Origin of the sequence: Pseudomonas sp. Marseille-Q1929, assembly GCF_017316265.1 — a bacterium.
Lineage (GTDB): Bacteria > Pseudomonadota > Gammaproteobacteria > Pseudomonadales > Pseudomonadaceae > Aquipseudomonas.
Genome location: NZ_JAFLWU010000012.1, coordinates 15,513 through 28,218, shown reverse-complemented (window position 1 = coordinate 28,218; position 12,706 = coordinate 15,513). Strand labels below are relative to the sequence as shown.

Below are 12,706 nucleotides of genomic sequence, written 5' to 3'. Positions count from 1 at the left end.
CCTGGAAGCTTGTTTGTGTGGGAGCTGGCTTTTCTGTGGGAGCTGGCTTGCCTGCGATGCAGGCACCTCGGTCCTTCAGTTGAACCGAGGGGATGCTATCGCAGGCAAGCCAGCTCCCACCAAAAGCAGTCCCACAGAGAGGCCAGTGCCCGCACTTGCCGGGTTAGCTTGCGGTGACGTTCGCCCGCGCCGCATGCAGCTTCTTGTAGCTCTCAATCAAGCGCTGATGCCGATCCAACCCTTCCAGCTTCATGCTGGTCGGCGTCAGGCCATAAAACCGCACGCTGCCATTGACCGAGCCAATCACCGCGTCCATCCGTTCATCACCAAACATGCGGCGGAAGTTGGCTTCGTAGTCCGCCAGTTCCAGGTCGTCGTCCAGTTCCATCTCCAGCACCGCATTCATCGCCTGGTAGAACAGGCCACGGTCGGCGGTGTTGTCGTTGTATTGCAGGAACATCTCCACGCATTCCTTGGCTTCTTCATGTTGCTGCAAGGCGAGGAAGATCAGCAGCTTCAATTCGAGGATGGTCAACTGGCCCCAGGCCGTGTTGTCGTCGAACTCGATGCCGATCAAGGTGGTGATGTCGGTGTAGTCGTCCAGCTCGCTTTCGATCAGGCGCTCGGCCAAGGCGTTGAGTTCGGCATCGTCGAGGCTGTGCAGGTTGAGGATGTCGGCGCGGAAGAACAGCGCCTTGTTGGTGTTGTCCCAGATCAGGTCGTCCACCGGATAGATTTCCGAGTAGTCCGGCACGAGGATGCGGCAGGCGGTGGCGCCGAGGTGTTCGTACACCGCCATATAGGATTCTTTACCCATGCCTTCCAGAATGCCAAACAGGGTCGCGGCTTCCTGCGCATTGGAGTCGGCGCCTTCGCCGGAGAAGTCCCATTCGACAAATTCGTAGTCCGACTGCGCGCTGAAGAAGCGCCACGACACCACACCGCTGGAGTCGATGAAGTGCTCGACGAAGTTGTTCGGTTCGGTCACCGCCTGACCTTCGAAGGTCGGCGCTGGCAGATCGTTCAAACCTTCGAAGCTGCGACCTTGCAGCAGCTCGGTAAGGCTGCGCTCCAGCGCCACTTCCAGGCTTGGGTGCGCGCCAAACGAAGCGAACACGCCGCCCGTACGCGGGTTCATCAGGGTCACGCACATCACCGGAAATTCACCGCCCAGGGACGCATCCTTGACCAGCACCGGGAAACCCTGGGCTTCCAGGCCCTGGATGCCGGCGAGAATCCCCGGGTACTTGGCCAGCACCTCAGCCGGTACATCCGGCAAGGCGAATTCGCCTTCGATGATTTCGCGCTTCACCGCCCGCTCGAAGATCTCCGACAGGCACTGCACCTGGGCTTCGGCGAGGGTGTTGCCCGCGCTCATGCCGTTGCTGAGGTAGAGGTTTTCGATCAGGTTGGACGGGAAGTACACCACCTCACCGTCGGACTGGCGCACGAACGGCAGTGACACGATGCCGCGTGCCTCGTTGCCCGAGTTGGTGTCGTACAGGTGCGAACCGCGCAACTCGCCGTCGCGGTTGTAAACCTTGAGGCAGTAGGCATCGAGAATTTCTTCCGGCAATTCATCCTGCGGGCCGGGCTGGAACCAGCGCTCGTCCGGGTAATGCACAAACGGCGCGTTGGCCAGTTCTTCACCCCAGAATTGATCGTTATAGAAGAAGTTGCAGTTGAGCCGCTCGATGAACTCGCCCAACGCCGACGCCAAAGCGCCTTCCTTGGTCGCGCCCTTGCCGTTGGTAAAGCACATCGGCGAATGGGCGTCGCGGATATGCAGCGACCACACGTTGGGCACGATATTGCGCCAGGACGCGATCTCAATCTTCATGCCCAGGCCGGCGAGAATCGCCGACATGTTGGCGATGGTCTGCTCCAGCGGCAGGTCCTTGCCCGCTATATAAGTGCCCGCGTCGGAGGTGCTATTGGGCATCAACAAGGCCTGGGCATCGGCGTCGAGGTTTTCAACTTCTTCGATGATGAACTCAGGACCGGCCTGCACCACTTTCTTCACGGTGCAACGATCGATGGAACGCAGGATGCCTTGGCGATCTTTCTCGGAGATGTCCGCCGGCAACTCGACCTGGATCTTGAAGATCTGGTTATAGCGGTTTTCCGGGTCAACGATGTTGTTCTGCGACAGGCGAATATTGTCCGTGGGGATATCGCGCGTGGAGCAATACAACTTCACGAAGTACGCCGCACACAACGCCGACGAAGCCAGGAAATAATCGAACGGCCCCGGTGCCGAACCATCGCCTTTGTAGCGGATGGGTTGGTCGGCAATAACCGTGAAGTCGTCGAACTTGGCTTCAAGTCGAAGGTTGTCGAGAAAGTTGACCTTGATTTCCATGCGGGCACACCAGAATAACGGCTAAACAAAAATGGCCGCCATTATGAGGTTTTTCCTCGGGAAGTTTCAGGCTTTTGACCAATGGCTGGCGAAATAGCCAATGTAGATTAATCTTTTCCCAGCTGAGGCCGATTGGCTGAGTGCAACCAGGGAGTAGTCGGAATGCGCAACAACCAGCCAGTAACACAGCGCGAGATTTCACTCGCGCCTCAGCAAAAACTTATTTCCGCCACCGACGTTAGAGGTGTGATCACCTATTGCAACGACGCCTTCGTTGAAATCAGCGGTTTTGAACGTGCCGACCTGATCGGCGCACCGCAAAATATCGTGCGTCACCCCGACGTGCCACCCGCGGTTTTCGCGCACATGTGGAGTGCGCTCAAGCAGGGCCTGCCGTGGATGGGCATCGTCAAGAACCGCTCCAAGACCGGCGACCACTATTGGGTCAACGCCTATGTCACGCCGATCTTCGACGGCAGCACGGTGGTGGGTTTCGAGTCGGTACGGGTCAAGCCCAGCGCCGATGAGATCCGCCGTGCCCAGGCGCTGTACCGGCGCATCAGCGCCGGCAAACCCGGCGTACCGCGCCAGGACGCGTGGCTGCCAGCGGCGCTTAACTGCGTGCCCTACGTGGCAACCGGTGTGGCCGGGAGCCTGGCGGGCCTGTTCCTCAGTGCGCCTCTCGCGCTTGCCGTGGCCGTCGCCGTGGCGATACCGGTCGGCGTGCTTTGCGCGCGCGTGCGTCAGGGCAGCACCTTGCACTTGTTGCGTGGTGTGGAACCTTCCACGTCAGACGCGTTGATCGCGCAGATGTACAGCGACGCCCGCGGCCCTCAAGGGCGCCTGGAAACCGCGTTCCTCAGCCAGGCTGCGCGCCTGAAAACCTGCCTCACCCGCCTGCAGGACAGCGCCGAACAACTCAGCGCCCTCGCCGGCCAATCCGACCAGTTGGCCAGCGCCAGCGCCAGAGGCCTGGACCGCCAGCGCGTGGAAACCGAACAAGTCTCGGCCGCCGTCAACCAGATGGCCGCCACCACCCAGGAAGTCGCCAGCCACGTGCAGCGCACCGCCGATGCCACCCAGCAAGCCAACGCCCTGACCGGACGCGGCCGTGAAGTGGCACGTGATACCCGCGAAGCCATCGAGCGCCTCTCCGCCGTGGTCGGCGAAACCGGGGTGACCGTCGCCCAACTGGCCCGCGACAGCGACGAAATCGGCAGCGTGGTGGACGTGATCAAAGGCATTGCCGATCAAACCAACCTGCTGGCCCTCAACGCGGCCATCGAAGCGGCCCGCGCCGGCGACATGGGCCGTGGGTTTGCGGTGGTGGCCGACGAAGTGCGCCAACTGGCCCAGCGCACCTCACAATCCACCACGCAGATCCATGCGTTGATCACGCAACTGCAAGCGTCCTCCAACAACGCCGTACACAGCATGGAAAACGGCCAGCGCCAAGCCCAGGAAGGCGTGGCGTGGGTGCTGGAGGCGGACCAGGCCCTCGTCGGCATCAGCGAGGCGGTGTCGCATATCACCGACATGACCACGCAAATCGCCGCCGCCACCGAGGAACAGAGCGCGGTGGCCGAGGAAATCAGCCGCAACATCACCACCATCGCCGGGTTGGCCGACCAGACCTCGATCCAGGCCCATCAGTCTACCGACTTGAGCAAAGAACTGACCAATACCGCCGCCACCCAATACGCATTGGTCGCCCGCTTCAATCGCTGATCCCTTCCCTTCACGCGCCCTTTTACAGGGCGCCTTTGCATGCGCTATGCCGGCGCTAGTGCGTTGAGTTCAGGAAAACACGCGCACGATCACCAGCAGCAACACCCCGAAGGCGCCAGCGCAGACCAGGTTCAGCTTGGCGTTCTGGCGGTCCAGCTTGCTGTCGATCGACTCAAGCAAAGTGTGTATATCGCCGGGATTTGCCGGTGCTGCGCTTTTGGCGTCTGTGGCGGTGACATCGCCGTGCGCAGCCAGGATGCTGCCGCCGACACCGCCACATGCGATGGATATCAGCAGGACCACGGTATCGATGGTATTAGCGGTGATAAATGCAGAAGGCGGCACAGCGTCCTTGCACGTACCCGGTGCGTGAGTCAGCTCAAGCGCGCACTTCACATACTCCGCGACGCCAAACTTGTAGACCATCGACGTGATCACGCCCAGCCCGATAATCAATATCCCTTTGCGCACGCGCAGGGTCTTCATATCCAGGAGCAGGCCGAACAGCAGCACGGCGACCACGCACAGAAAGCCACCCGTAGCCAGCGGCCTCTCACTGATGGACACGGTTTTTGCGTACACGACAATCGCCACCATCACGCAAAAAAGAACAGCCCATTCCCACGATTTGAACCACTGCTTCATCTTCATGAGCGCTTCCTTGCCGATTTTTTTGGGCGCGCAGTGTAACGACAAACAGTCTCCCCGGTTGGCCAGCCCGTGAAAAAAACGCTATGGTCGCGCCTTTTGCAACAGGTCTACAGCGAGGGAATGCGATGGGCTTTTTAGATCGGTTGTTCGGAGGCCGCTTCACTATGCCGCCACCTGACGAAACAAACGCCAGCCATGCGGCGATCATGCGCGAGATGCGTTCGCCGGAATCTGTCGCGCAAAAACAGGCGCTCAAGGTGTTCACCGAAACCCTTCTGTCGCGCATGCCTGAGGCAGAAAGCGCGAGGCTCGTGCGTCGTGTGCTACGTAAATATGCCGTCGACCAGGACCCCGCCAGTGCATTGACCGAAGGTGTGCTCGACACCTCAAGAGGCCAGAAGCTCGCCGACCTTGCCTTGCTCGGCGTCGACTTTCGTGGCTTCGATGGTTTTGCGTACCTGGCGTCCTATCTGGTGGCCGCCAGCGGTGTGCAAACGCCCTACCACTATGAACACACCGGCACCCGGCCGATGCTGGAAGTGCTGGTGAGCTTTGATCAGTGGCTCACCGGTTTCGACAAACGCTACCTGCACCTGGACTCAGGCGATGACGATTACGTCGGGTTTATCGTGGATGCCGACCGCGTTGAACACACCCTCGAATTGGCCCAGCAGGCCGGCCTGACCGTGACCCTCGGTACCGATCATGAGTGAAGCCGTCACCCCATCACCGCGCAACTACTTGATCCGCCACTGGCGCGGCGAGTTCTCGCTGGCCCACTCATTCTGGATCAACGAAGTGTTGCTCAGCCTGGTGTGCCTGCTGGCGACATCGCCTCTGTACTTCCTGCTGGTGCGCAACCCGCCAAGCCCCGCCGGCTTGCTGATGATGGGCGTGCCGTTCATGGCCGGCGCGCTGGCCATCACGCTCTGGCAAGGGGTGGGCGTGTGGCGCTCTGCCCGGCACCACCGCCAGCGCGGCGGCAAGTCCCGCTGGGTCACCGTGGTGCGCGTACTGGTGATCGTCGGCGCGGTGCAGACGGCTTACTCGTTGTTCGATGTGGTGCCTGCGTTCAAGGCGGCGTTGCGGCTGGCCATGGACCCCAGTGCGCTGCCCGCCTACCGAATCACCGCGTTCAACGATACCGAGCTGGAATTCAACGGCGGCATCGCGCCCGGCAGCTTTTCAGCCTTCGCCCAGGCAGTGGCGGATCACCCCAACGTCACCACAATCCAACTGGACAGCCCCGGCGGCCTGTTCGGCGAAGCGCGGGCCATTGCGCGGCTCATCGAAGACAAGGGCCTGAACACCTATACCAACCACGAGTGCGTGAGTGCCTGCGCGTTGGTGTTCATGTCCGGCAAGCAGCGCTTGCTGGGCGCTGAAGGCAAGCTGGGCTTTCATGCCGCGACGCTGTTCGAATCAGGCGAGGCATCGGCGGCCGTCGTCGAGCAGTATCGTGACGCGCTGCTCAAACATGGCGCGTCGAGACAGTTCGTCGACAAGGTGCTGGCGACCGGTCGTGAAGACATGTGGTATCCCGACATCGCTGAGCTCAAGCGCGAACACATCATTACCGCCACCGCAGATGCCCGCGACTTCACCGATGCGCGCCTGGCGAGGCTGCGGGAACCGGGACAACTGGACGCCCACCTGCGCAAGTATTTCCAGCTCAAGACCCTGGCCGAAGACGCGCCTGCGCAGTACGAGGTGGAAAAGGCCAAGGCACAAAAAGCCCTGGATAAGGCCTCAACCTTTACCGCGTTCGATCAGCTCACGCGGGATCACGATACCTGGCTGATCCAGGACGCACTGCGCAAGGCTCCTGCCCCGCAACTGTTGCGGTTCTGGCAAGCCCAGGCGGCGCTCGTGAACGCCGTGGGACAAGGCGACGAGCAGGTCTGCACGTTCTACCTCAGCGGCGTCTACCCTGGGGGGTACAGCGCACTGCCAGCACCCTTGCTGGCGCTGTTCACGGACAGACGGAACAGCCAACGTGAACTGGTCAAGGCGGCCGCCGAGGTCACGGGTGACGTCACCCCGACCGCCCAGGCCCGGGCCGACCTGAACCGTGTGTTCACCCACGCCGAACCCGGCACCTACGATGCCTATCGGCAGCCGACTCAACACGCACCTGCACAGGTGTGCCAAGCCCACCAGGAGCTGTACCGCCGAGTGCTTGCGTTGCCGAATCCAACGCGTGTCGCCGAGGCGTTTCGACTATTGCCGGGCTACACACGCTGAGTGGTGTCAGATGCCTGCGTCTTGCAGCATCTGGAGCAGCGCTTCCGGCCAGACCGTGTCGCGGGTGGTTCTCAACTCGCTGAAGGACCACCAATGGTGATCAGCCATGACCTGGGTTTCTGACAGGGTCCACTCGGCTTTTGACAGCGCCGTGCTGGGCGCATGCACGACAAAATAGTGCTCGATGGCCAGCACCGTTTCGCCACTGGGCAGCATCAAGGCAACGCGCCGGTCGGCCACGCAGGCGCCAACGCTGTCGCGCACAAGACCGGTTTCTTCGCGCAGTTCACGTATCGCGGCGGCTTCGAAGGTCTCGCCCTCTTCAACACCGCCGCCGGGTGTGGCCCAGTAGTTTTGCCCGGCCAATGCGCCGTCCTTATGCACAAAGCGGAACAGCAGCACCTCCTGGGCGGGGCTGATCACCAACAGGCGCGAGGCCTTGCGTTCACGCATGGGTCGGTGCCTCCAGCAGTTGCGCCAGCGCCTTGCGCAGTGGGCCGTGCACGGCCTCGGCGTAAGGTGGCGCATTTTTCCAGTCGTAAAACCAGGCGGGCATCCGCCGCTTGTCATCCGCTTCCGAGGCATAACGCGGGAAAATATGACAATGCAGTTCCGGCTCGGAATTGCCGAGAATCTCGTAGTTCATGCGCAAGGCATCGGTGGCTTTCAGCACGGCGTCGCCGAGGCGCGCCATGTCCAGCAAGTACGTGGCGCGGGCTTGCGCATCCAGGTCGTTGAGGCTGGCCACCACCGGGTCGGGCAACAACAGACAGTACCCCGGCAGAAATTGCACATCGCCCATCACCGCCCAGCCTGAGGCCATGCGGCAGATAACCTTGTCATTGACCCCCTTGCGAGCCAGTTCTACGCGTTCCGTGATGAGCGCCATGTCATGTCCTTGATCAAGATGAGGTGCAGGCGGCATCTTACCCGCCACGACTGCCCGGAAAACAGGCAAACCCACGTTACGACAATACGCGATAAGACTTGTAGACAAATAACCGCTAAAGATTATCGACCTACAGGCCGACATAGCAGTGATAGCAAATCGCCGCCTTCCACCCAGACGCGACGATTTGGCCGCCCTCCCCGCTGATGGTCGTCTCGATGAAAATAAAAAATAAGCTGGTCCTTGCTTTCGTTTCCGTCGCTTTTATCCCGGTCAGCCTGGTTGCGGTGATCTCCGTCCTGAACACGCGAACCCAGGCGGTCGATCAATTCATCGATGGCAGCACCCGGGAAATACGCCAGATCGATGGCAACATCCGGCAGTTTTTCGACGGCACGACGCAGAACGTCGATCAATTGTCCGCCGATCCTGTATACACTTCCGTGAACACCCTCAAGGATTACCAACCCGCCAATGCCGCCAGCCAACCGATGCCGGCCGAGGCGCAACAGGTGATCGAACATTTTGCGCGCTACGGTGCGACCCACCCCGCCGCTGCGATCCTGTCCATTGGCCTGGAAGACGGCACCTACGCCAAATGGCCCGATGACCCGCAACTGGCTAAATATGACCCGCGCACGCGCCCTTGGTACAAGGCGGCAATGGCCAGCCCCGGCAAGACCGTGCGCACCCCGGCGTATTACTACGACAAAGACGATGTAGCACTGGTGGGCACCGCGCGCGCGTTGCTGGACAACACCGGCAAGGCCAAGGGCGTGTTTGTAGTCAGCGTCTCGCTGAAGAACCTCACCGAGCTGGTCAAGAGCATCAAGCTCGGTGAAAGCGGCTACGTGATGCTGATCGAAGACGGCGTGGTGCTGGTGGACCCGCGCGACAACGCGCACAACTTCAAGCCCCTCAAAGACCTTGGCGAACCCTACGCACAGCTGGCCAACACCGCCCAGGGTTCCACCGAGGTGGTGATCAATGGCGTGCGCTACATGGCCAATATCTGGACCTCGCCCGGCCTGGGCTGGCGGTATGTCGGCCTGATCGAATACAGCGAAGTGATGGCCGAGGCCACGCGCATGACCTACCTCACCAGCGCGATCGTCGCGGTGCTGGTGCTGATCTTCGGGCTGGTGGCGGCAGCGTTCTCCAAGGTCATCGTCAAACCCATCGGCCAGGTCAGCACCGGTTTGCAATCCATCGCCCAGGGCGAAGGTGATTTGCGCCACGAACTGCACGTGCAGGGTAAGGACGAAACCGCCGAACTGGCCGGCTGGTTCAACAAGTTCCTCGCGGCGATCCGCCAGTTGATCCAGCACATCGGCGCCGCCTCGGCCAATCTGCAGGATGCTTCACGGGTCAACAGTGAAGTGGCGAACAATATGAACGACGCAGCGGGGCGCCAGCGCGAGGCGGTGGAATTGGTCTCCACGGCGTTCAATGAAATGGTCGCCACCGCCAACGAAGTCGCCCGTTCGTGCAGCGGTGCGGCGGAGTCGGCGGAGAACGGCCATCGCCGCGTCGCCGAAGGCAAACAGCAGATCGAAGTGACCACCGACAACGTCAACCGCCTGGGCCGTCGCCTGACCGAATCGTCCCAGGCCATGGTCGAGCTGGAAGCCGGCAGCCGCAGCATCAACCAGATCCTCGGCACCATCCGCGCGATTGCCGAGCAGACCAACCTGCTGGCCCTCAACGCCGCCATCGAAGCCGCCCGGGCCGGCGATCAAGGCCGTGGGTTTGCCGTGGTGGCCGACGAAGTACGAGCCTTGGCCAAGCGCACATCGGACTCCACCGGCGAGATCGAAAACCTGCTCGGCACCCTGGAAACCAAGACCCAGGAAGTCACCCAGAAAATGGGCAGCTGCCTGGACCTGTCGCGCGCCAGCGTGTCGTCCATCGAAAGTGCGCGGGACAGCTTCGAGGGCATCCAATTGTCGGTCAACGAAATCCGCGACCAGAACCTGCAGATCTCAGCCGCCGCCGAGGAACAGCACAGCGTGGCCGAAGAGATCAACCGGCATATCCAACAGATCTACGACGAAGCGCGTTTGGTGGAAAGCCTGGCCAACTCGGCACAGGACGACTCGGGGCGGTTGTCGAACCTGTCGGATGAGTTGAATGGGTTGGTGGGGCGGTTCAAGTCCTAAGCCTTGCGCCGATTCCCTGTGGGAGATGTCGAGCTTTAGCGAGGCTGCGAAAGCGGTGGGTCAGGCGACAGAGGTTTCGCCTGTGCCGCCGCTATCGCAGGCAAGCCAGCTCCCACACTTGATTGGGTTCACAATTCAAAATCTGGGAGTCGTCGCCTGGCACACCGAAATCACATCGCCAGGCGATGCATCTCAATCACCAACCCCTCCTCCTCACTCGGCACACAAAAGTGACGAGTAATCAGGTCGAACTCAGCATCGGTTGCCGCAAAATCATGCTCGCCGCGGGCATTCCTGGCATGCAGCCGGGCACGGCACGTGGCGTCATCCAGTTCCAGGTAATGCAGGCAATGCGGCACCTGGGCCGTCTGCGCCAGGCCGCGCAGCCATTCGCGGTTGGCCAGCGTGGATTTGCCGGAGGCGATCTTGCCGCACAGCAGATGCAGGGTTGGCATGGGGACGTTTCCTTGTGTCGGGTCAAAGAGAATGCCCGCCGTTGCATGGCAGGGCAACGCTCTTCAATCCCTGAACTATGCTCTAGCAGCCATTGGGAGCCCAACGCGTCCGAAGGCACTGGGCGCGGCGGTTGATGCCCGCCATCCATGGCCTTTTGGATAGGAAGTCCTATGACCAGACAGACAAGCGTATTGGGCTTGCTCGCCCTGCTCCCCCTGGCCCTGGCCCACGCCGACGATGGTGGCATCAGCTTCTGGCTGCCCGGTCAGTTCGGTGCACTCGCCGCCGCCCCGGTCACGCCTGGCTGGAGCCTGCCGCTGATCTACTACCACGTTAAAGCCAGCGATAACAAAAACAAGGCCTTCCCACGCGGCGGGCGCACCGTGGTAGGACTGGATGCCGAAGCCGACCTGCTCTTCGCCAGCCCCACCTACACCTTTGAAACGCCAGTGCTGGGTGGTGCCCAGGCGGCGATTTCGGCGGTGGGTGCGGTGGCGCGCTCCGAAGCCAGTATCGATGCGACGGTGACCGGCCCGCGTGGCCGTTCGTTTTCCGGCGGAACCAACGACAACCTCAAGGGCGGCAGCGACCTTTACCTGCTCGGCACCTTGAAATGGAACCATGGCGTGCACAACTTCATGGCCTACACCATGGGCAACCTTCCCATCGGCGCCTATGACCCGAATCGCCTGGTGAATATCGGCCTCGGCCACGCCGCCCTGGATGCGGGCGGTGGCTACACCTACTTCGACAAGACCAACGAGTTCTCCGCCGTGGCCGGCATGACCTACAACTGGGAAAACACCGACACCCGCTACCAGAACGGCATCGACGCCCACCTCGACCTCAGCGCCTCGCACTTTTTCACGTCGCAAACCCTGGTCGGCCTGGTCGGCTACTACTTCGAACAAGTCACCGGCGACAGTGGCAGCGGCGCGACGCTGGGGGATTTCAAATCACGGGTCGCCGGGATTGGCCCGCAGGCCGGGCATTTCTTCAAGGTGAGCGATGAGTTGTGGTACGCCAATATCAAGGGCTACTACGAGTTCGACGCGAAGAACCGCCCCGATGGCTGGAACATGTGGGTGTCGCTGGTCATCCCCCTGAATGGCAAGAAATGACCGCCCTCACGCCATGCGCCGCTGCCAATGCTCGTAAAACGCCAGTGATGCGACGTTCTTGTCCTTGGCCTCCAGCATGATGTCGAAACGGTCGAGAAACTGCAGCGCGTAGTCATTGGTCCAGCGGTTCCACATCTGCGCGCTGTGGCCGTACAAATCACGTTTGGACACCACCTGCATCAGCGCATCCATTTCCAGTTTGTGGTCCGCGTCAAAGCCCAACTCTTGCAAGCTCTCCTGCGGCTGGGAGTAATGCATCGTCGGGCGCACCCCGCGCCAACTGTCGATGACTCGTGCGACTCGTTCCGAGTGGGGGTCGATGTAGTCGTTTTCGTTGATCCAGCAGTGGTGGATATCCAGCACCACCGGCGCCAGGTCGGCGACTTGCAGGCAGTGGTCGAGGCCGTAGGTCTTCTCGTCGTTCTCGAAGGTGATGCAATTACGCGCCACTTGCGACAAGCGCGCCCACACCGCACGCGTGCCCTCCACCCCCAGGCGGCCGGCGATGTGCACGTTGCACTTGAGGTCCTGGAACTGCCGGCCATAGCCCATCATGCGGATCATGTCGGCGTGGTATTCGAATTCGGCCAAGCTGTTTTCCACCACGCCGGGGTTTTCCGAGCCGAGCACGCAATATTGGCCGGGGTGAAAGGACAGGCGAATATCCGAGGCCCGCGCCAGTTCGCCGATGGCGGCAAAGCCCTCGATCAACTGCTGCGCGATGGCCGGGTCCTGGTACACCGCGGCGACTTTCGGGTGGCTGTAGAACGGCAACAGGTCGCTGCTCAGGCGCAGCATGCGCAAGGTCGGCGGCAACCCGGCAACGTAGCGCAGCAGGTGCAATTGCGCGGCGAGGTTATGGGTGACCACTTCCACCAGCTTGGCGCGGGCCACTTGGGGCGTGACCCCGTCCATCCAGCGCAGGGTGGTGGTGCGCGGGTTGTACGGGCCTTCGATCAACTTCAGGGCACTGGCCGAGAGCAGGCGTTCGGGATGCTTGTATTGGCATGCGAAGCCGATGCGTGGATGAGTCATGGGAGTGCCTGGCGGAAATAAGGACGGGATGATACGGGGTTAGGCGCGGCGCAACCCAGGA

11 protein-coding genes are annotated in these 12,706 nt (G+C 61.5%); 5 read left to right on the top strand and 6 right to left on the bottom strand.

The annotated features are described in order from the left end of the window. Nucleotides 1–163 precede the first annotated feature (163 nt). The gene (locus J1G37_RS14800) at nucleotides 164–2,362 is read right to left on the bottom strand and encodes an OsmC domain/YcaO domain-containing protein (RefSeq protein ID WP_207042811.1); all 2,199 of its coding nucleotides are present in this window, start codon (nucleotides 2,360–2,362) and stop codon (nucleotides 164–166) included. A gap of 162 nt (nucleotides 2,363–2,524) precedes the next feature. On the opposite strand from J1G37_RS14800, the gene J1G37_RS14795 reads away from it, so the two are divergent. Then, entirely contained in the window at nucleotides 2,525–4,090 is a 1,566-nt protein-coding gene (locus J1G37_RS14795) for a PAS domain-containing methyl-accepting chemotaxis protein (RefSeq protein WP_207042810.1), read from the top strand. A 69-nt stretch (nucleotides 4,091–4,159) separates the two neighbouring features. Here J1G37_RS14795 and J1G37_RS14790 read toward each other — a convergent pair whose 3' ends face one another. Beyond that, on the bottom strand, nucleotides 4,160–4,741 hold the full coding sequence (locus tag J1G37_RS14790) for a hypothetical protein (RefSeq protein WP_207042809.1): 582 nt from the start codon (nucleotides 4,739–4,741) through the stop codon (nucleotides 4,160–4,162). Between the two features lie 125 nt (nucleotides 4,742–4,866). Here J1G37_RS14790 and J1G37_RS14785 point away from each other — a divergent pair, with 125 nt between their 5' ends. Beyond that, nucleotides 4,867–5,454, top strand: coding sequence for a hypothetical protein (locus J1G37_RS14785; protein WP_207042808.1), 588 nt, complete (start codon nucleotides 4,867–4,869; stop codon nucleotides 5,452–5,454). Beyond that, nucleotides 5,447–6,985: a hypothetical protein gene (locus J1G37_RS14780; RefSeq protein ID WP_207042807.1), complete on the top strand. Its 1,539-nt coding sequence runs from the start codon at nucleotides 5,447–5,449 to the stop codon at nucleotides 6,983–6,985. The genes J1G37_RS14785 and J1G37_RS14780 overlap by 8 nt, the downstream gene beginning before the upstream one ends. A 6-nt stretch (nucleotides 6,986–6,991) precedes the next feature. Here the strand turns inward: J1G37_RS14780 and J1G37_RS14775 are convergent, their stop codons facing one another. Continuing rightward, complete coding sequence (locus tag J1G37_RS14775) at nucleotides 6,992–7,438, bottom strand: NUDIX domain-containing protein (protein WP_207042805.1); 447 nt, start codon at nucleotides 7,436–7,438, stop codon at nucleotides 6,992–6,994. Further along, nucleotides 7,431–7,874 (bottom strand): HIT domain-containing protein, encoded by a 444-nt coding sequence (locus J1G37_RS14770; RefSeq protein WP_207042803.1) that lies wholly within the window; start codon nucleotides 7,872–7,874, stop codon nucleotides 7,431–7,433. Before J1G37_RS14770 ends, J1G37_RS14775 begins: the two co-directional genes overlap by 8 nt. A gap of 218 nt (nucleotides 7,875–8,092) precedes the next feature. On the opposite strand from J1G37_RS14770, the gene J1G37_RS14765 reads away from it, so the two are divergent. Further along, on the top strand, nucleotides 8,093–10,033 hold the full coding sequence (locus tag J1G37_RS14765) for a methyl-accepting chemotaxis protein (RefSeq protein ID WP_207042793.1): 1,941 nt from the start codon (nucleotides 8,093–8,095) through the stop codon (nucleotides 10,031–10,033). A 170-nt stretch (nucleotides 10,034–10,203) separates the two neighbouring features. Here the strand turns inward: J1G37_RS14765 and J1G37_RS14760 are convergent, their stop codons facing one another. Next, nucleotides 10,204–10,488: an AAA family ATPase gene (locus J1G37_RS14760; protein ID WP_207042791.1), complete on the bottom strand. Its 285-nt coding sequence runs from the start codon at nucleotides 10,486–10,488 to the stop codon at nucleotides 10,204–10,206. Nucleotides 10,489–10,659: 171 nt separating this feature from the next. On the opposite strand from J1G37_RS14760, the gene J1G37_RS14755 reads away from it, so the two are divergent. Continuing rightward, nucleotides 10,660–11,610, top strand: coding sequence for a transporter (locus tag J1G37_RS14755; protein ID WP_207042788.1), 951 nt, complete (start codon nucleotides 10,660–10,662; stop codon nucleotides 11,608–11,610). Nucleotides 11,611–11,616: 6 nt separating this feature from the next. On the opposite strand, the gene J1G37_RS14750 is transcribed toward J1G37_RS14755, so the two are convergent. After that, nucleotides 11,617–12,645, bottom strand: a complete 1,029-nt coding sequence (locus J1G37_RS14750) for a UV damage endonuclease UvsE (protein WP_207042786.1) — start codon at nucleotides 12,643–12,645, stop codon at nucleotides 11,617–11,619. Between the last annotated feature and the right edge of the window lie 61 nt (nucleotides 12,646–12,706).

Coding starts and splice junctions, on each gene's coding strand:
- J1G37_RS14760 (WP_207042791.1), bottom strand. CDS start 10,488: ATGCCAACCCTGCATCTGCTGTGCGGCAAGATCGCCTCCGGCAAATCC.
- J1G37_RS14770 (WP_207042803.1), bottom strand. CDS start 7,874: ATGGCGCTCATCACGGAACGCGTAGAACTGGCTCGCAAGGGGGTCAAT.
- J1G37_RS14790 (WP_207042809.1), bottom strand. CDS start 4,741: ATGAAGATGAAGCAGTGGTTCAAATCGTGGGAATGGGCTGTTCTTTTT.
- J1G37_RS14795 (WP_207042810.1), top strand. CDS start 2,525: ATGCGCAACAACCAGCCAGTAACACAGCGCGAGATTTCACTCGCGCCT.
- J1G37_RS14800 (WP_207042811.1), bottom strand. CDS start 2,362: ATGGAAATCAAGGTCAACTTTCTCGACAACCTTCGACTTGAAGCCAAG.
- J1G37_RS14750 (WP_207042786.1), bottom strand. CDS start 12,645: ATGACTCATCCACGCATCGGCTTCGCATGCCAATACAAGCATCCCGAA.
- J1G37_RS14785 (WP_207042808.1), top strand. CDS start 4,867: ATGGGCTTTTTAGATCGGTTGTTCGGAGGCCGCTTCACTATGCCGCCA.
- J1G37_RS14780 (WP_207042807.1), top strand. CDS start 5,447: ATGAGTGAAGCCGTCACCCCATCACCGCGCAACTACTTGATCCGCCAC.
- J1G37_RS14755 (WP_207042788.1), top strand. CDS start 10,660: ATGACCAGACAGACAAGCGTATTGGGCTTGCTCGCCCTGCTCCCCCTG.
- J1G37_RS14765 (WP_207042793.1), top strand. CDS start 8,093: ATGAAAATAAAAAATAAGCTGGTCCTTGCTTTCGTTTCCGTCGCTTTT.
- J1G37_RS14775 (WP_207042805.1), bottom strand. CDS start 7,438: ATGCGTGAACGCAAGGCCTCGCGCCTGTTGGTGATCAGCCCCGCCCAG.